Source organism: Kribbella sp. NPDC020701 (assembly GCF_055562215.1).
Genome location: NZ_JBVHFT010000018.1, coordinates 14,210 through 34,116, shown reverse-complemented (window position 1 = coordinate 34,116; position 19,907 = coordinate 14,210). Strand labels below are relative to the sequence as shown.

Below are 19,907 nucleotides of genomic sequence, written 5' to 3'. Positions count from 1 at the left end.
CGCTCACGACGCGCAGGAACAGCCCTGCGCGGGGATGACGAGACTGTCATCCGTGGGCAGAAGAAGGGGCCGGGCTCAGTGGCCCGGCCCGTTCTGTTGTGGTGCTCCTCCCAAGATCACACTGTTCGGTCGGACAGTCTCAGACGGCCAGCCGGATCACGCCGTAGTCGTAGCCGCGTCGGCGGTAGACGACGCTGGGCTGGTTCTCGTCGGCGTCGACGAACAGGTAGAAGTCGTGCCCGACCAGTTCGAGCTCGTAGAGCGCCTGGTCCAGGGACATCGGCTTGGCGGTGTGGGTCTTCTCGCGCATCACCAGTGGTCCGTCGCCGGTGACCGTGAGCGATCCGACTTTGTACGTCGCCACCTTGTCCTCGGCGACTGCCTCCTCCGGAGCTGTGTTGTTTGCCGACTGTTTCGCGTTCACGTGCCGCAGGCCTTCCGGCGCACGCTCCCCACGGTGCACCCGGCGGCGGTCGGCCGCCTTGCGGACCTGGGCCCGGAGCCGGTCCAGGCAGACGTCGAACGCCGCCGTCTTGGTCTCGCCACACGCTTCGGCGCGGACCACCGGACCCTTGGTGTACATGGTGAGTTCGACACGCATCGCCCGATCGTGCTGTCGCGGGTTCTTCTCCTGGCTGACTTCCACCTCGCACCGCAGTACTCGGTGATCGACCTTCTCGATTCGCTCGAGTTTTTCCTCGACGTACTGCCGGAAGCGGTCACTGACCTCGCAGTGATGACCCTTGACAACGACGTCCACGGAAACCTCCATCGATCGGCGACTCTTTGTTACGTCTCCGCACCCCCATCAGAGTGGAAAAACGACTCCTTTTCGCTGTGTCGGTTGCGGTTGGGGCGCCCGAAACGAAGACACCCGCTATCGAGCCGGTCGGAGGTCGCGGTGAGGATTCCGGCTGATCCGGCCCTGCACCACATCCCTGCTCGACAAGCCCCTGCGGGTGTCATGGGCCAACGCTAGTCGGCTTCGGCGAAAACCGGTAGAGAAGTTCTCATGAACCAGACGCCGAGTACCGGCGGGTCGCGGCCAGTACGGCGCATCCGAGGACCGGGATTCCCCCGATTTCCAAGGCCCGGCACGCCTCCGCGAGCGTGGAACCGGTGGTGATGACGTCGTCGACCAGCACGACCGGCTGATCTGTCAGCGTTTCAGCCCAGCGCGAACGAAGCGCGAAAGCCCCGTCCAGGTTGGCGGTACGGCGTTGCGCGGACAGGCCGGCCTGGTCGTCCGGACGCCGTACGACCCGCAGCGCGTCGGCGATCCGGGCGTCGATCCCCTGCCTGCGCAGCGCCCGTACCGCGACCTTCGTGATGCGCCGCAACGGGTCGTGACCGCGCTGCCGGACGGTCGCCCGCGCCGATGGGACCGGGCACAACCAGGCCCCCTCGCGCTCCCCCAGCGCGCTCAGCACCGCGGTCGCGAGCACGCTGCCGAGCGGTCGAGCCAGCGCGTACCGAGCGTTCTCCTTGTGCGCGATGACGAGCCGCCGCACCTCATCGGCGTACGGCGCACTCGCGGTCGGCGGCGGCAGTCCGGGCGGCCGCGGGTCCGGCCAGGCACGGAACGGAGTCAGCCTCGTCAGTAGCCCCCGGCAACCATCACAGAGAGTGACACCCGGCCGGTCGCAGCCCGCGCAGCGCCCACCCAGAACCAGATCCACGAACGCGTCCCGGGCCGGCACCGCACCCACGATCGGTGCACCGGCCGGTCAATGCAACCACCCGGCCGCCGGCCTGTGGACAACGTGGCCTGTGGAGAACCTGGGTGTCAGCCGGGATAGACCGGAACGAGCGGAGGGTCCTTCTCGTCGGCGTCCATCGGCGTCCAGAGCAGATCGCGGCTCAGCCAGTGCACCCTGCCTTCGACGTCCTCGATGACCGGGAGCGTGTCCTTGTTGGGGTTGGACGCGACGGTTTTGGCGGTGAACCCGGGTAGCGAACCGGGCAGCAACTGCAGCCGGGACCCGTCGGTGTTGACCAGCCAGGGCAGCCGACTCGGGTTGTTGCCTGTGGGGCTCGCGCCGACGACCAGGATGCCCTGCTTGTTCCAGGCCGCGTCGGTGATGCTGGTCAGCGGCAGCCGGAGCTGGCGGAACTGCCCAAGCAGCAGTTGCTTGCCGCCGTTGGCGTACTGGACGGCCCCGGTCTGCACGTAGTTCTGCCCGGTGGCCTTGGACTTCATCACCATCAGGGCCCGGACGCCGTCCGGCGCCATCTTGAGCACCACCGGGGAATCACCGCGGAAGCTGGTCTTCACCATGCTGACCACGCCGTCGCGGTTGCGGACCCGGAGCCGCGGTTCCGCGCTGTCCGCCTTGTCCATGATCCAGAGGTTGTCCTGGTTGTCGTAGCTCGGTGGCAGCACCGTGCCGGCCGCCGGGATCGGCTTGACCTCGTCGGCCTTGTCGGTCGCGTCCAGCTTGGCGTACGCGACGAGCTTGTTGCCGTCCTTGTCGGTCGTCACGATCGCGCCGGAGTCACCGTGCAGATTCACCGCGAACGACTCGGCGTTGTATGCGTGCAACTGGCTGGAGTCCAGCGGCTTGGCGGCGATGTCCGACGAACCGTCCAGCCCGACGATCCGCTGCACCTTCCCGCCCTTCAGGCCGTACAGGTCTGTCAGCGCCCCGGTAGGGACGGAGGGGTCGAACTGGCTGAAGTTCGAGAACGGGAGCACGTCCGGGTCGTCCGGCAGCAGCGGTGCGCCGCCGACGGTGATCTTGACCCGGAGACTGATCTGGTTGAGCGTCCAGACGATCTGGGCGGCCAGCAGCCGCCGCTCCGCCTCCCGGAGTGAACCGGCCGTGTCGTTGAGTGCGACCGTCGCCACGCCGAACTCGACCGGGACGGACACCTGGACCTCGGTGCCAGGCTGCGCCATCGTGACCACGCCGTTGCCCAGCCGGCCGGTCGGGCCCTTCAGCAGCTCCTGGACGAGCTGGGTCGCGGCCTGGCCGGAGGACAGGTTCAGCGGCAGGTAGACCGGGTCGGGGACGAGCATGTCCTTCGCCTGCGTGAAGAAGTACAGGTCCCGCGGGGCGAGCTTGAGGTCCACCTGGTTGCTGCCGAGGTAGGCACCGGGAGGCGCCGACGCGACGCGCAACTGCCCGTTCACCTTGGTGAGCTTGAAGAAGAAATCGGCCGGCACGTCCGCCGCCGCGGGGATCCACTCGCCGCGGTCGTTGATGGTCGCGATCTTGCGGGCCGTGAGCTTGACCCCACCGCCCTGCAGCGTCAGCGCGTCGGGCCGTTGGTCGTAGACCACGGTCTGGGACTCCGGCTTCCACGCCGCCGCGGCTTCCGGCGTCATGTACTGCCGGGCGACGTCGTAGGCCTGCGAGTCCGACATGGCCTCCAGGAACCCGGTCACCACCTGCATTTCCTTGAGGTTGTCCTTGGGTGGCTTCGCCTCCACTCCGACGCCGCCGAGCTCCGGCGCCAGGCCTTGGCGACTACCGCTGCGGATGGTGCCCTTGGTCGGCACGGTCGCGCAGCCGGCCAGGAGCAGTACGGCCAGGACGACCGCGAGCAGTCTCCGCCTCACCGGTCCTCACCACCGCTCAGCTTCTGGTACGGCGCTCCCACGTCGACCAGCTCGGTGACGACCCGGCTCGCGTCGGCCGGGCGGGCCGGCAACGGCGATCCGGCCAGGGTGATGTCGGGCCGGCGCGGCAGGGTGAGCCGGAAGTAGGCGCCGTCACCGGGTGCGCCCCAGGCATCCAGCCGGCCGCCGTGCAGCCGGGCGTCCTCCAGCGCGATGGACAGGCCGAGGCCCGTCCCGCCCGTGGTCCGGGCCCGGGCGGGGTCGGCCCGCCAGAACCGGCTGAACACCATCTCGGCCTCCTCGGGCCGGAAGCCGACCCCGTGGTCGCGCACGGCCACCGCGGCGGCGTCGTCGTCGTGCGCCGTACTGATCCGGATCGGCTGGCCCTCGCTGTGCTCGATGGCGTTGCCGATCAGGTTGCGCAGGATCCGCTCGATCCGGCGCGAGTCCACCTGGGCGCGGCACGGCTGCGCCATGTCCAGCTCGACCGCACAGCCCTTGCGCTGCAACAGGGTCTCGTGGTTCTCCAGAACCCGGCTGACGATGTCGCGCAGGTCGACCTCCTCGAGGTCCAGTGCGGCCGCACCGGCGTCGAACCGGCTGATCTCCAGCAAGTCGGCGAGCAGCTCCTCGAACCGGTTGAGCTCGTTCTGCAACAGCTCCACCGAGCGGCGGCTGATCGGGTCGAACTGGTCGCGGGTCTCGTGCAGCAGGTCGGCGGCCATCCGGACCGTGGTCAGTGGCGTGCGCAGCTCGTGCGAGACGTCGGAGACGAACCGGCGCTGCAGCCGGGACAGCTCCTCCAGCCGCCGGATCTGCCGCTGCAGGTTGCTCGCCATCTTGTTGAACGAGACCGCCAGCCGGGCCAGGTCGTCCGTGCCCCGGACCTGCATCCGCTCCTCGAGCTTGCCGGCCGCCAGCCGCTCCGCGATCCGCCGCGCCATCCGGACCGGCGTAACGACCTGCCGGGTGACCAGCCAGGCCACCGCGCCGAGCAGCACGATCAGCAGCAGTCCCGCGGTCACCAGGGCGCGCTGGACGACGTCGAGCGTCTCCTGCTGGGCGGTGAGCGGGAAGAGGAAGTAGACGGCGTACCGCTCGCTGGTGGAGTTGATCCGGAGCTGGGAGCCGATCACGAGGCCGGGGACGCTGGGCCCGTCGCGGTAGTTGATCTGGGTGTAGGTGTCGTACAGCTTGGACTCGTCACTGGTCACCGAGGACGCCAGCGCCTGCGGGATCGAGTCGCTGTCGACCAGACCGGTGTAGCGGATGGCGTTGGAGTTGGAGCTGTCGGTCGGCACCAGGAGGACGTCGTACAGGCCGGGGCGGTTGGAGCCGAGCACCAGCTCGGACAGCTGCTGGTTGATGGTGTTGCGGTCGGCGGCGTTGATCGTGTTCGACAGCTGGGTGAGCTGCGCGACCGCCTCCGCCTGCGCGCTCGTACGGCGTGACTCCAGCACGCCGTCGGTGACCTGGCTCATCATCACCCAGCCGACCAGCAGCAGGACCAGGGTCGACATCAGCAGGGTGCCGGTGACGATCCGGGCCTGGATGGACCGGCGCCAGAGGTCCGGCCAGTGCCTGGGGTGGGTCCGCCAGAGCGGCTGGGGGTAGGCAGGCCAGTCCACCGTGGCGGCGGTCAGCTCCAGCTCCGTGCCACGGGACTCGGCCACCTCCGGCTTGGGAGGGGCGGGCGGCTGCTGCTCCGGACCCGGTGTGACCGGAGCTTCGGCGACAGCCGGCGACTCTTGGTCGCGTCCGTACTCGATCAGTCCGCACCCGCCTTGTAACCGACCCCGCGGACCGTGACCACGATCTCCGGGTGCTCAGGATCCTTCTCGATCTTGGAACGCAGCCGCTGGACGTGCACGTTCACCAGCCGGGTGTCGGCCGCGTGCCGGTAGCCCCAGACCTGCTCCAGCAGCACCTCACGGGTGAACACCTGCCACGGCTTGGAAGCCAGGCAGACCAGCAGGTCGAACTCCAGCGGCGTCAGCTGGATCGTCTCGCCGGCCCGCTTCACCGAATGCCCGGCCACGTCGATCGTCAGGTCGCCGATGGTCAGCGACTCCGGCCCGGGCTCGTCCATCCGGCGCAGCCGGGCCCGGATCCGGGCCACCAGCTCCTTGGGCTTGAACGGCTTGACCACGTAGTCGTCGGCCCCGGACTCCAGCCCCAGCACGACGTCGACGGTGTCGCTCTTGGCGGTCAGCATCACGATCGGTACGCCGGACTCGGCCCGGATCGCCCGGCAGACGTCGATCCCGTCCATCCCGGGCAGCATCAGGTCGAGCAGCAGCAGATCCGGTTTGAACTCGCGGAACGCCGGTACCGCTTTGTCACCGGTCGCGCACAGATACGTGTCATAGCCTTCGTTGCGCAGCACAATGCTGAGCATCTCCGACAACGCGGTGTCGTCGTCGACGATGAGGACTCGACCTCTCATCGTCCGGTTACCATCTGCCACGCCTGGCTCCTTGCCGTCCGATCTTGTGCGCCCAGCGGATGCTGACCGTACGCACTACGGATAGTGTCCCATCCCCCAGGTAGTGCACACGCCGGATCGCCGTGTGACCCCGAGTTGGGCTGTGATCATGGTGCATCGCCGGGGCTTACCACAACTCACGCACAATCCGGGCCGGCGGTTCAGCGAGGGGAGGCAGGTAGTGGCCGACGACATCCGTTTGCACGAGGAAGCGGCGGCGGAGCCGTTGCGGCCCTGGCTGCCCGCGGACCTGCTGGACAACGCGGCCCGGACCATCTCCGACAACAAGACGATCATGCTGGGCCTTCCGGTGCTGGCCGCTATCGCTCTGGTCGCAGTGCAGGCCGCTCTGACCCAGGTAGCCGTACCAGGTGGGCTGGATGGGTTCTTCGGGGCGGATGACCCGTTCCAGCAGGCCGGTGCGGCGCTCCTGCTCACGTACGGCGTGCAGCTCGTGCTGTTCAGTGTGGTGTCGAGCATGCTGGCCGGGATCATCGCTCTGGCCGCGGTGCGGAGCCAGCTGGCCCACCGGGTCGGTCCGCGGGAGCTTCTGCGGCTGGTCCGGCCGGCCCTGCCCGCACTGGCCGCGGTCGGCCTGGTGCAGTCGCTGTCGTTCGTGCTGCTGATCGGCGGCTGGGGGCTGGCGGTGATCGGGATCGGTACGGGCGCGGATGCGGCGATCTCCTCCGATGTGGCCGGTGCCGTGGCCGTGGCGATGATGCTGGCCGGCGGAGCGCTCGTGCTGATCTTCGGTGTCCGCCTGGTGCTGGCCGGGACCGTCGTACTGATGGAGGGCCGACACGCGCCGGACATCGGGCTCTACATCGGTGTCAGAGTGGGGATCTGGGGTGCGCTGCGACGGTCATGGCAGCTGGTGAAGGGCAAGTTCTGGCGGGTGTTCGGCATCCTGCTGTTCGGGGGGCTCGTGGTGAACATCGTCGGGTACGCCTTGCAGTTCGGGATCTCGACGCTCGTGTTCACGGTTGGTTCGTGGGCGGACAGCAGCGAGGGCAGCGGGGCCACAGCGGTAGCGATCGCGCTGGGTGCGGCCGCCGGTATCGCGACTGTGCTGACGCTGATCGCCAGCCTCGCGTTCATGTCCGCTGTCCAGGCGCTGATCTATCTGGACCTCCGGGTACGCCGGGAAGGCCTGGACCTGTGGATGCGTCCGGTGCTGCGCTCTGGGGGTGGCTCGTGATCTTCCTCCAGGAGCCGCCTGTGGACATCGGGCGGGACCAGGCTGCGCAGGAGGCGGCGCAGGAGCTGTCCAAGTCGGCGTACCGGCAGTCCGGTGGCTCGCTCATCGGGAGGGCGATCGGCAAGGTGCTGGAGTGGATCGGTGACCTGCTGGACAGCCTCACTGGCTCCTCCCCCAACGGTCACGCCGGTCTGGCCATGCTGATCGGCCTGCTCGCGCTCATCGTGATCGTGGTGCTGTGGCGGGCCGGCGTACTGCGGACCAGTCGCCGCACGCCGCAGGCGGTCTTCGACACGGCCAAGCCGCGCACAGCGGCCGAGTACCGCGCCCAGTCGGAGCGAGAGGCTGCCTCCGGCGACTATGCGCTCGCGATCCGCAGTCGCTTCCGAGCCTGCGTCTCCGAGCTCACCGAACGCACGATTCTGGATGGGCGCGCCGGCCGGACGGCGTACGAGGTGGTCGCGGACGCCGGTCGTACCGTGCCGGCGCTGCGGGAGCCACTGCAGCCGGCCGCACTGGCCTTCACTGAGGTTGTCTATGGCAACCGTGCCGGAACGACGGAGCGGTACGCCGCTGTCGTGGCGGCCGACGACGCAGCGCGGACTGCTCGGGTGCTGACTTGAGTACGGCGGTTGGACGCGGTGCCGGCGAGAGCTGGCGTGTGCTGCGGACACCATTGCTCGTCACCGGAGCCATAGTGCTGATCGCGATCATCGTCATGATCGCGACGACCGCACGGACGTCAGGGCCGTTCAGTCCGGACTCCACCGAGTCGGACGGTGCACGTGCCCTGGCGACGCTGCTGAAGAACCACAGTGTCAATGTGCACGGCACTGAGGTCCTGGAAGACGCAGTGCAATCCGGCAACGGCAAGACGCTCGTCATCGGCCCGGCGGGGTCTTTGGATCGCGACGACTGGACGCGGATCGCGGATGCGCGGTGGAGTCACCTCGTCCTGATCCGCCCGGGCTCACGGGCCTTGGAGATCCTCGCACCGGGTGTGCACGACACCGGACAGGTGCTGTCGTCGGGTAGTCGCGGACCCGGCTGCGAGCTACCGGCCGCGGTGAAGGCGGGCACGGTGACGGTCGGCGGGTCGACGTACTCCGCTCCGAGTACTGCGCAGCGCTGCTATGGCGACGGCATCAACAACACGGTGATCCGGCTGGACACAGGCGACCGGATCGTCGATGTCGTGGGCACTCCGCGCTCGTTCACCAACGCAGAGCTCGCTGAGGACGGCAATGCGGCGCTGGCGCTCAACCTGCTGGGCACCAACCAGGAGCTGACCTGGTACCTGCCGCAGTGGGAGTCCAGTGGTTTCGACGACGAGGAGTCCGACGGTCCACCGTTGATCCCGCCGGATGTTCGCTACATCGGCTGGGCGCTGGCGTTCGCCGTACTGGTCGTGGCGCTCTGGCGGGGGCGTCGGCTCGGTCCGGTGATTGCGGAGCGGCTTCCGGTCATCGTGCATGCTGCGGAGACCACTGAGGGCAGAGCGCGGCTCTACCGGCGCTCACGCGCTCGGGACCGTGCTGCCGCGGCGCTGCGCGAGTCTGCCCTCGGCAAGCTACACAAGGCGCATGGCATCCCCCGACGGGCCGACCCGTCGGCGGTGGTGGCAACCGTGGCCGCTCGGACCGGCCGGGACCCGGCCACGCTCTACGAACTCCTCTACGGCCTTCCACCACTCAGTGACGCCGCACTGATGTCCTTGTCCCATGAACTCGACGTACTGACCCAGGAGGTACGAAGCACGTGACGACTACCGAGGTCAGCGCCGATCAGGCCAGGCAGGCGCTGGCGGCGCTGCGGACCGAGATCGGCAAGGCGGTGGTCGGTCAGGACACCGCGGTGACCGCCTTGGTGCTCGCCCTGCTCTGCCGTGGCCACGTGCTGCTGGAGGGCGTGCCCGGTACGGCGAAGACGCTGATGGTGCGCGCACTCTCGATGGCCATGCGGCTGGAGACCAAGCGCGTGCAGTTCACACCGGACCTGATGCCGGGTGACGTCACCGGATCGCTCGTGTACGACGCGAAGACCAGTCAGTTCGAGTTCCGGAAAGGACCCGTGTTCACGAACATCCTGCTGGCCGACGAGATCAACCGGACCCCACCGAAGACGCAGGCCGCGCTGCTGGAGGCGATGGAGGAACGCCAGGTCACCGTGGACGGCGAACCACGCAAACTGCCGGCACCGTTCGTCGTGGCCGCGACCCAGAACCCGATCGAGTACGAGGGCACCTATCCGTTGCCGGAGGCCCAGCTCGACCGCTTCCTGCTCAAGGTGACCCTCGACATCCCGCCGCGCGACGCCGAGATCGCCGTACTGGCCCGGCATGCGCAGGGCTTCGACCCCCGTGACCTGGAGGCGGCCGGCCTGCGCCCGGTGGCCGGGCCGGAGGACCTGCTGGCCGGTCAGAACGCCGTACGACGGGTTGCAGTGCGGGAGGACGTGTTGGCCTACGTGGTGGACCTCTGCCGGGCGACGCGGCAGTCGCCGTCGCTGCAGCTCGGGGTGTCGCCGCGCGGTGCGACCGCATTGCTCGCGGTGTCTCGGGCGTGGGCGTGGTTGTCCGGGCGTGACTACGTGATCCCGGACGATGTGAAAGCTATGGCGCGTCCTTGCCTTCGGCATCGAGTGCAGGTGCGGCCGGAGGCGGAGCTCGAGGGCGTCAGCGCCGATGCGGTGCTGGAGAGCGTACTGGCCACGGTGCCGGTACCACGCTGATGGTTCTGACGGGCAGGGCCGCTCTACTGGCTGCGGCCGGGGTCGTCTTCGTCGCTCTGGTGATGCCTAGCTGGAGTGGGGTCGGCGTGGTGGTCGCGGTCGTGCTGGTGGTGTGCGCGGTCGACATGCTGCTGGCCGGGTCGCCTCGGCGGCTGCAGCTGAGTCGTGAGGGCGACAACGCCGTACGACTCGGTGAGCAGGCTGTGGTTCAGTTGCTGGTCGCGAATCCGGGTCGGCGGGTGCGGGGGTTGCTGCGGGACGCGTGGCCGCCGTCGGCCGGCGTACTGGATCCGCCGCACAAGCTGGACCTGCCTGCTGGGGAACGGCGGCGGCTGGCGACGCATCTGGTACCGACGCGGCGTGGTGACCGGCACGCTTCCCGGGTGACGGTCCGGTCCATCGGCCCGCTGGGTTTCGCTGGTCGGCAGGGGTCGCATCAGGTGCCGTGGACTGTGCGGGCGTTGCCGCCGTTCAAGAGCCGGAAGCACCTGCCGTCGCGGTTGGCGCGGTTGCGGGAGCTGGACGGGCGTACGGCGTTGCTGGTGCGGGGGCAGGGCACGGAGTTCGACTCCTTGCGTGACTACGTGCCGGGGGACGACGTACGCAGTATCGACTGGCGGGCGACGGCTCGGCGCGGCAACGTCGTACTGCGGACCTGGCGACCGGAGCGCGATCGGCAGGTCGCCATTGTGATCGACTCCGGCCGGATGTCCGCGGGCCGGGTCGGTGACGCGCCACGCCTCGACCACGCGATGGATGCGGCGTTGTTGCTGGCGGCACTCGCCACCCGCGCGGGTGACCGGGTTTCCTTGCTGGCTTGCGATTCCGCAGTACGGGCCGACGTACGACGGCCTGCCCCGGAAGACGTGCTGCCGTCGTTCGTGAACGCGCTGGCGAACGTCGAGGCCGAACTCGTCCAGACCGACTTCCGTGTCGTCGTCTCGCAGGTCCTCGAACGACTCGGCCAGCGCTCCCTCGTGGTGTTGCTGACCGGCCTCGACCCCGCCGTCATCGAGGAGTCCCTGCTCCCCGTGATCGGCCCGCTGCTCCGCCGCCACGTCATCGTCCTCGCCTCGGTCGCCGACCCGCGCCTCACCGAACTCGAGTCCGCCCGCACCGACCTCCCCGAGGTCTACGCCGCCGCGTCCGCCGCCCGCACCCGCCTCGACCGCGAACGCGTCACCGCCATCCTCACCCGAGCCGGCGTCACGGTAGTAGACGAAAACCCCGACCACATAGCCCCCGCACTGGCCGACACCTACCTATCCCTCAAAAAGGCCGGCCGCCTCTAGAGCGCTGCTTCGAAGATGTGCCTGTTGGCTGCTGTGAAGGTGTGTTCGCGGCGGGACCAGGTGATGCGTTCGGCACGTTGGCGGTCCGTCACTTCGGCGTCGACCTCGGTCCAGACGCGGGCGTTGCGGAGTTGTTGCTCCATCGTGGCGTCGACGACGGCGGTCCGTTGCGGGGCGGTGAGGCCGTAGGCGTCGGCGAGGACTCTGACTTGGGCGGCCTGGCGCTCGGGGTCGTCGTACTTCGAGGCTATGCACCAGGTCCAGGCCGCGTAGCCGATGTCCTCGAGCGGGCTTCCCGGTTCAGCGGTGTCGAAGTCGATCAGGGCGACGGGGCGGTTGTCGCGGAAGACGAAGTTGTTCGGGCCCGGGTCGTGGTGGCAGACGACGGGATGATGGCCGGCGAGCCGGCTCCCGCGGGTGGCGTCGTGGAAGGCGCGGAGTAGTGCGCCGGCGGCGGCTAGCTGGTCGTCTTGCCAGCGCTGGAACCTCGGCGGGACCCAGCCGTCGAGATAGGTGAGGATGTCGCGGCCCTCGTCGTCCTGGCCGAGGTGCCGTGGTGCTCCAGCGAAGCCTTGTGCCTCGAGCAAGTGGAGAAGCTCGGCGGTGAAGGCGGACTCCGCCGACGCAGGGCGTCGTACGGTGTCTTCGATGCGTACGACGCCCTGGGTGAGGCGGCCTCCGGTCAGCGGGATCACATGGTGGGGCGGGCTTGGGCGAAGGTCCAGTGGTGGCCTTCGAGGTCCTCGGCTTCGTAGCAGCGGTAGCCGTGCTGGTGGATCTCGCTGAGGATCTTGGCGCCGTTGGACTGGGTGTGGGCGAAGTGGGCGTCGAGGTCGTCGACGTACACCCAGACGCTGTGGTCCAGCTGCGCGGCGCGCTTCTCGGTCAGCTTGAAGAGCAGGATCGCGCGAGTACCCACCTGCAGTTCGATCCAGGACGGATCCGTACCCTCGGCGGGGATCTTGTCCCAGGAGTCCAGGCCGAAGACGGTGTGCAGCCACCGGGCCGCGGCTGCTGGATCCTCGTAGTACAAGGCGATCGCGAGCCGATCGAGCTCGCGGGGAGTGCGCGGCGCGCTGTCGCGCCGGCCGACCCACGCGGGGAGCCAGTGAATGACGTTGGGCCAGAAGTAGAAGGCCTTCTCGCCACCGGGGACGAGTGACTGTACGACGGTCACCCGGGTCCCGCTGTCGAAAGCGTCGAAGCTGATCCGGGTCTCGGTGTCGTCGACCGAACTGCGGTACGCGAACAGCGCGCCGGGCTCCCAGTCGGTGATCGTGCCCAGCTCGAGTACGTCGTCCGGCGGCGAGTAGACCTCGAGGATCCGGCCGCCGACGCCGGGCTCGATCTGCATCGCGGTAGCCCGGGCGGCGTCGAAGAAGTTGATCGGGCCGCGGACCCACCACAGGTCGATCTCTTCGGTGAAGATGCGGAACGCGGTCGACGGATCGGCGGCGACCTCGACGGACGCCGTGGCGGATTGTGCGGTCATGACGACTCCTTCTGCTCGACGTGTCGTTTGAACGAGCCCAGTTGCTCGCGCCAGTGCGCCTGCACCTGATCGAGCCAGGCCTGCACCGCGACCACGGGCTCGGGGTTCAGCCGGAAGACCCGGACCCGGGCGTCGTCCGGCACCCGCTCGTCGGCGACCAGCCCGGCCGCCAGCAGGATCCGCAGATGCCGACTCATCGCCGGCGACGACGCGCCGGTCGCGGCGGCCAGCTGCCCCGCCCGCCGCGGCCCCTCACCCAGCAACCGCACCACCTGCCGCCGAGTCGGATCAGCCAACACCTCAAAAAACCGATCCACCTGATCTTCCACCATCCCGCAATAGTTAACCGTCAGCATAACTATTGTCAACAACCTGAAGCACCGGGAGAGGCGGAACCTCAGGGGTTAGCCCCTGAGCTGGAGGGTTGCCCGCTCAGATTCTCAGTGGGCAACCCTCCAACTCGGGGGTTATCCCTTCAGTTGGAGGGTTGGCCCAGGTCGGCTCGGTGGGGAGAGCTCGTACGTCGGGGAGCGGCGGGCGGGCGTACGGCGGTGGTCCCTCGGAGTCAGGTGGGGGTGGTGACTGGGGTGAGGTGGCAGGCGACCTGGGGGTCGCTGACTGCAGGCAGGATTTGGAGTGTGGTCGTGGTGCAGCCTTCGGTGGTGGTTGCCAGGGGGCAGCGGGGGTGGAAGCGGCAGCCGGTGGGGATTCGGGTGGGGTCGGGGGGTTCGCCGGTGAGGATGATGCGTTCGGGGGATTCGGGGAGGACGGAGAGCAGGGCTTGGGTGTACGGGTGCTGGGGACTGGTGAGGACGTCTTCGGTGGGGCCGGATTCGACGATGCGGCCTAGGTACATGACCGCGACGCGGTCGGCGATGTTCCAGGCGAGGCCGAGGTCGTGGGTGACGACTAGCGCGGACAGGCCGAGGTCGTCGCGCAACCGCAGCAGAAGCGACAGGATCTCACCGCGGACGGAGGCGTCGAGGGACGCGACCGGCTCGTCGGCGATCAGGACCTTGGGGTTCAGGGCCAGCGCACCGGCGATCACCACACGTTGACGCTGACCGCCGGACAGCTCGTGCGGATAGCGCAGGAAGAACCGTTCCGGTGGGCGCAGGCCGGCGCGGGACAGGGCCGCTGAAACCACCGACTCCTCGTCCGGCAAGCCGTGGATCCGCGGGCCTTCGGCAACGACCTCGTACACGGTCTGCCGCGGATTGAGCGAACCCATCGGATCCTGGAGCACCAGCTGGACCTGGTGACGGAAGGCACGCAACGCGCGACCCGTGTAGCTCAGGGGCTTCCCGTCGTACGTGACCTGACCGGACGTCGGCCGTTCGAGACCGAGCAGGGTACGCGCGAGAGTCGTCTTGCCGCAGCCGGATTCGCCCACCAGCGCCACGATCTCGCCCGCGCCGACGGACAGGTTCACCCCGTCGACCGCACGCGCCCGGCGGCCGTCACGTCCCGGGAACTCCACCTTCAGATCAGTTGCCTCAAGCAATGGTCAGTCCCCCACCAGAACACAGGCGGCGATCCGATCCGCACCGGCCGCACGCAAATCGATGTCAACCGAAGAGCACGACTCCAGCGCCACCGGGCAGCGCGGATGGAACGAACAGCCGCCCGGCAGTTCCTGCGGATCCGGTGGGTCTCCGGCGAGCCCGCGCGGCGCGAGCCGGGATGCGGGATCCCCGACGGTGGGGAATGCCGCGGCCAGGGCCTGGCTGTACGGGTGCCGGAACCGTCCTGACGACGGACCGGACTCCACGAGCCGCCCCGCGTACATGACCGCGAGCCGGTCGCACACGTCGGCGAGGACGGAGAGGTCGTGGGAGATCATCAGCAGCGAGATGCCGTGTTCGGCGATCAACTGCTGGATGAGGGTGAGCACCTGCGCCTGGACCATCAGGTCGAGGGCTGTGGTGGGTTCGTCGGCGATGATGAGTCGCGGCGAGCAGGCGAGCGCCATAGCGATCATGACTCGTTGCCGTTGGCCACCACTCAGCTCGTGCGGATAGCTCCGCGCCCGCCAGGCCGGCAACCCCACCTGCTCCAGCAGTTCCCGCACCCTCGTAGCGGCCTGGGAACCCGACGCCAGCCGATGCACCAGCAACGGCTCGGCGATCTGATCACCGAGCCGCTGCACCGGGTTCAACCCGTGCTGCGCACCCTGGAACACGATGGACGCCGATGACCACCGGACCGCCCGCAGCCGGCCCCACTTCATCGCGAGTACGTCGTCGCCGTCGAGCAGCACCCGCCCCGACACGCGCGCCGACCGCGGCAGCAACCGCAGCAAGGCGAGCGCCACCGACGACTTCCCGGAACCCGACTCGCCCGCCAGCCCGACGGCCTCGCCGGCCGCCAGCGAGAGCGAGACTCCTCGTACGGCGGGGACCTCGCCGGCGGCGAGCTGATAGGTCACGGACAGGTCGTCCAATTCGAGCAGACTCATCACACCGCCCTCGTCCGCAGCCGGGGATTCAGCACGCTCTCCAAAGCCCTTCCACACAAGGTGAAAGCCATGACGACGATCACGATGCACAGGCCGGGTAGGAGGATGTACCACCACGCTCCCGCGGTGGCCGCACCCCAGTCGTAAGAGCCACGCAGCATCGTCCCCCAGGAGGTCTTGTTCGCACTGACGCCGAGGAACGCGAGCGTCGACTCGGTCACGATCGCGCTCGCCACCTCCAGCGTGGTGCTTGCCAACAGCAACGGTGCGACGTTGGGCAGCACATGCCGGGTGGTGATGTGCCAGTGCCCGGCGCCGAGGGCGAGCGACCGTTCGATGTACGGACGTGCCTCCACCGCCAGCGTCTGCGCGCGAATCAGCCTGGCCGTCGACGGCCAGGACGTCACCCCGATCGCGACGATGATGGTCGCCGTACTCCCACCGAGGATCGCCGCCAGCACCAGCGCGGTGACGAGTGACGGCAGCACCAGGAACCAGTCGGTCACCCGGAGGATGACTGCTCCGGTCCAGCGCCGGAAGTGCCCGGCTGCGATCCCGAGCACGGTCCCGATCACCATGCTCAGCAGCGCGGCGAGGAATCCGATCAGCAACGAGGTCCGCGAACCCCACCAGATCATCAGCAGCACCGACCGCCCGGACTCATCGGTCCCGAGCGGATCGTCGAGACTCGGTGGCGCCATCTTCGCGCCCGTCCCGCTGACCACGTTCGTCACTCCGGCGTCGATGAACAGCGGTGCCGCCAACGCCAGTACGACGGCAGCAGTAAGGATCACCAGCCCCGCCATCCCGGCCCGATGCCCCCGGAAGTCGGTCCAGAAACGCGACACCGCCCGGCGACGACGGACCCACGTAACACTGCTCATGCCGACCTCACCCGTGGATCCAGCACGTGGTAGACCACGTCCGCCAGCGTGTTCATCAGGATCACCGAGACCGTGATCAGCAGGAACGTGCCCTGCATCAACGTGAAGTCCGGAACCCGGATCGCCTCGTAGAACAACTGCCCGAGCCCCGGCCAGCTGAAGATCGCCTCGACCGTCACCGCACCGCCGACCACGAACCCGATCCGCATGAACACCAGCGTCACCGTCGGCAGCAACGCGTTCGGTACGGCGTGCCGACGCCGGATGTCGTCGTCCCGCAGCCCCTTCGCCCGGGCCGTGGTGATGTAGTCCTGCCCGAGCTCGTCCAGCACCGACGATCGCATCACCAGCAGGTACTGCGCGTACACGACGGCGACGAGCGTCAGACACGGCAGCACCATGTGCTGCGCGACATCCAGTACGCCGGCGATCCCGTCCGGCTTGTCGACACTCGAGTTGCCCCGGGTCGGGAAGATCCCGGGGATCGGCCCGACCCCGGCCGCGAACACCATCAGCAGAAGCAATCCCAGCCAGAACGTCGGCACCGACCACAGCACCAGCGAGATCGCGGTCGAGATCTTGTCGAACCGGCTGCCCGGCCTCCAGCCGGCGCGGGCGCCTTGCCAGATCCCCAGGCTGACCGCCATCACCAACGCCGTACCGGTGAGCAGCAGGGTCGACCCGATCCGCTCCCCGATCAGGTCGACGACCGGACGCTTGTACTCGTAGGAGACGCCGAGGTCGAACTGCACCGTCTGCTTGACGAAATGCACGAACTGTTCGGGGATCGACTTGTCCAGCCCGAGCCGGGCCCGTTCCAGGTCGAGCTGTTCCGGCGTCATGTTCCGGCCCTGCGCGAGCGCCCGGACCGGATCGCCGGGCAGCATCCGGAACAGGAAGAACGTCGCGACGATCACCATCGCGATGCTGAGCAGGGCCCCGCCCGCCTTGGTCGCCGCGTACCGCAGCAGACCATGGCGGGTCGGGGCTTCTTCAAGCGCCCCAGATTCCAGAACACTCATTCGCGCTCGTCGGCCGCGCCCTGGCGGCGTCGCAGTACGAGGAACCCACCGATGGCCAGTACGGCGACACCACCCGCGACGCCCGCGATCACACCGGTGCTCGATCCGCCGTCATCACTCGCGCCCGTACCGTCGTGCGACACGGCTTCCAGCGTGTAGAACGGCCAGTACCCGGATCCGCCGTACAGCAGGCCCTTGTCCTCCGGGATCGGCGTGATGCTGGCGATCCGGTCCTTGCGATAGCCCTCGAGGTCGTTCGGGTAGTACAGCGCGATCACCGGCGCGTCGGTGTAGAGCCGCTCCTCCATCTTCTTGATGGTGTCGGCCCGCTTCGGCCGGTCGAGCTCCTTCTGCTGCTGCAGGTAGAGGTCCTCGTACTGCGGGTCGCAGTAGAACGACTCCGTCCCGCCGCCCTGGCCGGTCGCCGTCGGACGCCGGCTGCACAGGTGCGTGCCGAGCACCTCCTCAGGGTCGGGGTTCACCGACCAGCCGCTGATCGCGATGTCGAACAGCGCCGTCGTCCCGGTCTCCTCGCTGAACTTGCTGGAGTCGAGTCGCTTGGTGGTCAGGGTGATCCCGATCTCCTTGAACCAGCCGGTCAGGTACTCCGACAGCTTGTCCTCGATCGGTGTGTCGGTGTGGATGCTGAACCGGAACTGCAGCTTCCGCGATCCGTCGGGCATCGTCCGTACGCCGTCCGGCCCCTTCTTGTAGCCCGCGTCGTCCAGGATCTTGTTGGCCTTGGCGAGGTCGAAGGAGACCTTCTCGTCGCCGGACGCCTCCCAGAAGAAGTCCTTGTACAGCGGCGGAATGATCGAGCCGTCGGCCGGCTTGGCCAGCCCGTTCTGCACCTCGTCGACCAGCTTCTGCTTGTCGATCGCGTAGTGCAGCGCGGTCCGCACCTTCGGATCCTTCAGCGCCGGGTGACCGTCACCGATCGGCTTGTTGTCGCTGGTGGTGGCGCCGTGGTTGATCTGGAGGTACGTCGCCCGACGGCCCTGCGTGTTCCACTGGACGATGTTGTCATCGCCCTTCAGCGACTCGAAGTCCGGCGGGTTGAGCCGGCCGATCAGGTCGATGTCGCCCTTCTTCAGCCCGACGATCGAGGCCGCCGGGTTGTCGTAGAAGATCACCTGCAGCTCGTCGATCTTCGGCCGGCCGCGCCAGTAGTCCGGGTTCGCCTCGAGCCGGACGAACTGGTCCTTCTTGTGCTCCACGGCGACGTACGGGCCGCTGCCCACGGTCGGGTAGACCTCGGCGTCGTACTCGCCGATGTTCGTGACCTTCTCCCAGACGTGCTTGGGCATGATCGGCACCGGGTTGTCCAGCATCGACGCCTGCGGGGCCTTGAGCTTGATCGTGAGGTCCTGGCCGTTCGCGGTGACGCCGGCGAAGTTCTCGACCGCCGGTCCGTTGCCGGTCTTGGCGCTGTCGTCGGTCATCATCTTGTTGAACGTCCAGGCCGCGTCGTCGGCCGTGATCGGCTGCCCGTCCGACCACTTCGCCTGGCGGATCTTGAACGTCCAGGTCAGCCCGTCCGGCGACGTCGTCCAGGACTCGGCCAGGTCCGGGCTTGGTTGCAGGGTCTTGGAGTCCGGCACGGTCAGGAAGCCGTAGATCATCCGCTGGATCGACCCGGTCACGAGTCGCACCGCCAGGAACGGGTTCATCGAGTCGACCGACTGGGTGACGCCGATCTTGATCACCTTGCGGCCCGGCTCCGCGGCTTGCGCCGTACCGGGTAGGAACGCCAGCAGGCACAGCGCCGCGCCCGCGGCCAACATCTTCCTGATCATCGCCAGACCTTCCCCAGGTAGGTGTGTTGGGAAGGACCCCACACGAGCAAGCGCTCTCCTGTCAACGAGATACGAAACTTCGTCACATTTAAGTAATCTTCTTTCCGGGCTAGCGGGGTTCGCCCACGCTCTCCGCATCACCACGGCCGCCCGTCGGAGGGCATCGGCCAAGCAGTCACCCGCGAGCGGTAGCTCGCAACACCCTGCTTACTAGCCGGAAGGGATGCACGGCGCTGAGCCGGGGGGGTGGGTGGGAGCGCGCGGAGCACGCGCGTCGAGGAGCGCAGCGACGAGACAAGCACCTGCGAAGCACGCGTGGGACTTGACTACACGAGCGTGTAGTAGTTTGCTTTTGTGTGTAACGAGAGGAGCAGGACATGGATCGGCCGGTCGACGACCTGACTGCGCGGGCCCGGATTCGGGACGCGGCGATCAAGCTGTTCGGCGAGCGCGGTATCGAGGGGGCGTCGATCCGTGACATCGCCGCCGAGGCGGGGGTCTCGTCCGGGCTGGTCCGGCACCACTTCGGATCGAAGGAAGCGCTGCGCGACGCCTGCGACTGGTACGCGCGGGAGCGGATGGCCGAGATCGGCGCGGAGCTGACCGATCAGGAGGGGGTGGCCGGCCTCGACCCGGCGACTCTGCATCCGCGGGTGTTCCCGCTGCAGCTCTATCTGGTCCGCTCGATGATGGACGGCTCGGAGACCGCGACCGCGCTGTTCCTCGACGCGGTCGACACGATCGAGCAGTGGAGCACGAGCTACGGCATCGAGCCCAGCGACCGGCGGGCCTACGCGGCAGCGCTGGCCGCGATCAAGCTGAGCGTCTTCGTGTTCCGTGACCAGGTCTCGAAGGCACTCGGCGAGGACATCACCTCACCGGCGGGGTATGCCCGGATCGGCCAGGGGCTGATGGAGGTTTTCACCATCCCGCTGGTCACGCCGGAACAAGCAGAACAACTACGCAAACGCTCTGAGGAGAAGTGATC

Annotated in this window: 19 protein-coding genes; 6 read left to right on the top strand and 13 right to left on the bottom strand. The window is 68.3% G+C overall.

What is annotated here, in order from left to right; translation table 11 throughout:
• Positions 1–139: 139 nt before the first annotated feature.
• The 5 genes from hpf to mtrA all read right to left on the bottom strand — a co-directional run bounded on the left by hpf (position 140) and on the right by mtrA (position 6,008).
• Positions 140–760 carry a ribosome hibernation-promoting factor, HPF/YfiA family gene (gene hpf / locus ACZ3HV_RS34930; RefSeq protein ID WP_465690763.1) on the bottom strand — a complete coding sequence of 207 codons (621 nt, stop codon included), beginning with the start codon at positions 758–760 and terminating at the stop codon, positions 140–142.
• A 250-nt stretch (positions 761–1,010) separates the two neighbouring features.
• Positions 1,011–1,709: a ComF family protein gene (locus ACZ3HV_RS34925; protein WP_465690762.1), complete on the bottom strand. Its 699-nt coding sequence runs from the start codon at positions 1,707–1,709 to the stop codon at positions 1,011–1,013.
• A 77-nt stretch (positions 1,710–1,786) separates the two neighbouring features.
• Positions 1,787–3,562 carry an LpqB family beta-propeller domain-containing protein gene (locus ACZ3HV_RS34920; RefSeq protein WP_465690760.1) on the bottom strand — a complete coding sequence of 592 codons (1,776 nt, stop codon included), beginning with the start codon at positions 3,560–3,562 and terminating at the stop codon, positions 1,787–1,789.
• Entirely contained in the window at positions 3,559–5,235 is a 1,677-nt protein-coding gene (mtrB, locus tag ACZ3HV_RS34915; protein ID WP_465690758.1) for an MtrAB system histidine kinase MtrB, read from the bottom strand. The genes ACZ3HV_RS34920 and mtrB overlap by 4 nt, the downstream gene beginning before the upstream one ends.
• A gap of 95 nt (positions 5,236–5,330) precedes the next feature.
• Positions 5,331–6,008, bottom strand: a complete 678-nt coding sequence (gene mtrA, locus ACZ3HV_RS34910; protein ID WP_131345780.1) for an MtrAB system response regulator MtrA — start codon at positions 6,006–6,008, stop codon at positions 5,331–5,333.
• Between the two features lie 220 nt (positions 6,009–6,228).
• Here mtrA and ACZ3HV_RS34905 point away from each other — a divergent pair, with 220 nt between their 5' ends.
• Genes ACZ3HV_RS34905 through ACZ3HV_RS34885 form a run of 5 tightly spaced genes read left to right on the top strand, consistent with a single transcriptional unit; the run spans position 6,229 to position 11,267 of the window.
• Complete coding sequence (locus ACZ3HV_RS34905; protein WP_465690756.1) at positions 6,229–7,245, top strand: hypothetical protein; 1,017 nt, start codon at positions 6,229–6,231, stop codon at positions 7,243–7,245.
• 20 nt (positions 7,246–7,265) lie between these two features.
• Positions 7,266–7,868 carry a DUF4129 domain-containing protein gene (locus ACZ3HV_RS34900; RefSeq protein WP_465690755.1) on the top strand — a complete coding sequence of 201 codons (603 nt, stop codon included), beginning with the start codon at positions 7,266–7,268 and terminating at the stop codon, positions 7,866–7,868.
• Positions 7,865–9,007, top strand: a complete 1,143-nt coding sequence (locus tag ACZ3HV_RS34895) for a DUF4350 domain-containing protein (RefSeq protein ID WP_465690753.1) — start codon at positions 7,865–7,867, stop codon at positions 9,005–9,007. The genes ACZ3HV_RS34900 and ACZ3HV_RS34895 overlap by 4 nt, the downstream gene beginning before the upstream one ends.
• Complete coding sequence (locus ACZ3HV_RS34890) at positions 9,004–9,975, top strand: AAA family ATPase (protein ID WP_465690751.1); 972 nt, start codon at positions 9,004–9,006, stop codon at positions 9,973–9,975. The genes ACZ3HV_RS34895 and ACZ3HV_RS34890 overlap by 4 nt, the downstream gene beginning before the upstream one ends.
• Positions 9,975–11,267, top strand: coding sequence for a DUF58 domain-containing protein (locus ACZ3HV_RS34885; RefSeq protein ID WP_465690749.1), 1,293 nt, complete (start codon positions 9,975–9,977; stop codon positions 11,265–11,267). Before ACZ3HV_RS34890 ends, ACZ3HV_RS34885 begins: the two co-directional genes overlap by 1 nt.
• Here the strand turns inward: ACZ3HV_RS34885 and ACZ3HV_RS34880 are convergent.
• The 8 genes from ACZ3HV_RS34880 to ACZ3HV_RS34845 all read right to left on the bottom strand — a co-directional run bounded on the left by ACZ3HV_RS34880 (position 11,264) and on the right by ACZ3HV_RS34845 (position 18,919).
• Positions 11,264–11,962, bottom strand: coding sequence for a phosphotransferase family protein (locus ACZ3HV_RS34880; RefSeq protein ID WP_465690747.1), 699 nt, complete (start codon positions 11,960–11,962; stop codon positions 11,264–11,266). The two genes, ACZ3HV_RS34885 and ACZ3HV_RS34880, sit on opposite strands and share 4 nt — an antisense overlap.
• Positions 11,959–12,759, bottom strand: a complete 801-nt coding sequence (locus ACZ3HV_RS34875) for a VOC family protein (protein ID WP_465690745.1) — start codon at positions 12,757–12,759, stop codon at positions 11,959–11,961. The genes ACZ3HV_RS34880 and ACZ3HV_RS34875 overlap by 4 nt, the downstream gene beginning before the upstream one ends.
• Complete coding sequence (locus ACZ3HV_RS34870) at positions 12,756–13,091, bottom strand: ArsR/SmtB family transcription factor (protein ID WP_360363709.1); 336 nt, start codon at positions 13,089–13,091, stop codon at positions 12,756–12,758. The genes ACZ3HV_RS34875 and ACZ3HV_RS34870 overlap by 4 nt, the downstream gene beginning before the upstream one ends.
• Before the next feature lie 233 nt (positions 13,092–13,324).
• Positions 13,325–14,263 (bottom strand): ABC transporter ATP-binding protein, encoded by a 939-nt coding sequence (locus ACZ3HV_RS34865; protein ID WP_465690743.1) that lies wholly within the window; start codon positions 14,261–14,263, stop codon positions 13,325–13,327.
• A gap of 3 nt (positions 14,264–14,266) precedes the next feature.
• Complete coding sequence (locus tag ACZ3HV_RS34860) at positions 14,267–15,217, bottom strand: ABC transporter ATP-binding protein (protein WP_465690741.1); 951 nt, start codon at positions 15,215–15,217, stop codon at positions 14,267–14,269.
• A complete protein-coding gene (locus ACZ3HV_RS34855) occupies positions 15,217–16,101 on the bottom strand; it encodes an ABC transporter permease (RefSeq protein ID WP_465690739.1) in 885 nt (294 codons plus the stop codon). Before ACZ3HV_RS34855 ends, ACZ3HV_RS34860 begins: the two co-directional genes overlap by 1 nt.
• On the bottom strand, positions 16,098–17,123 hold the full coding sequence (locus ACZ3HV_RS34850; RefSeq protein WP_465690737.1) for an ABC transporter permease: 1,026 nt from the start codon (positions 17,121–17,123) through the stop codon (positions 16,098–16,100). Before ACZ3HV_RS34850 ends, ACZ3HV_RS34855 begins: the two co-directional genes overlap by 4 nt.
• Entirely contained in the window at positions 17,120–18,919 is a 1,800-nt protein-coding gene (locus ACZ3HV_RS34845; RefSeq protein WP_465690735.1) for an ABC transporter substrate-binding protein, read from the bottom strand. Before ACZ3HV_RS34845 ends, ACZ3HV_RS34850 begins: the two co-directional genes overlap by 4 nt.
• 377 nt (positions 18,920–19,296) lie before the next feature.
• Between ACZ3HV_RS34845 and ACZ3HV_RS34840 the strand changes: the two genes are divergently transcribed.
• On the top strand, positions 19,297–19,905 hold the full coding sequence (locus tag ACZ3HV_RS34840) for a TetR/AcrR family transcriptional regulator (protein ID WP_465690733.1): 609 nt from the start codon (positions 19,297–19,299) through the stop codon (positions 19,903–19,905).
• The last annotated feature ends 2 nt before the right edge of the window (positions 19,906–19,907 follow it).

Bases quoted from the DNA above. Each gene is read 5' to 3' on its own strand.
- ACZ3HV_RS34855 (WP_465690739.1), bottom strand. From the start codon at position 16,101: ATGAGCAGTGTTACGTGGGTCCGTCGTCGCCGGGCGGTGTCGCGTTTC.
- ACZ3HV_RS34885 (WP_465690749.1), top strand. From the start codon at position 9,975: ATGGTTCTGACGGGCAGGGCCGCTCTACTGGCTGCGGCCGGGGTCGTC.
- ACZ3HV_RS34840 (WP_465690733.1), top strand. From the start codon at position 19,297: ATGGATCGGCCGGTCGACGACCTGACTGCGCGGGCCCGGATTCGGGAC.
- ACZ3HV_RS34870 (WP_360363709.1), bottom strand. From the start codon at position 13,091: ATGGTGGAAGATCAGGTGGATCGGTTTTTTGAGGTGTTGGCTGATCCG.
- ACZ3HV_RS34875 (WP_465690745.1), bottom strand. From the start codon at position 12,759: ATGACCGCACAATCCGCCACGGCGTCCGTCGAGGTCGCCGCCGATCCG.
- ACZ3HV_RS34860 (WP_465690741.1), bottom strand. From the start codon at position 15,217: ATGAGTCTGCTCGAATTGGACGACCTGTCCGTGACCTATCAGCTCGCC.
- mtrA (WP_131345780.1), bottom strand. From the start codon at position 6,008: ATGAGAGGTCGAGTCCTCATCGTCGACGACGACACCGCGTTGTCGGAG.
- ACZ3HV_RS34845 (WP_465690735.1), bottom strand. From the start codon at position 18,919: ATGATCAGGAAGATGTTGGCCGCGGGCGCGGCGCTGTGCCTGCTGGCG.
- ACZ3HV_RS34850 (WP_465690737.1), bottom strand. From the start codon at position 17,123: ATGAGTGTTCTGGAATCTGGGGCGCTTGAAGAAGCCCCGACCCGCCAT.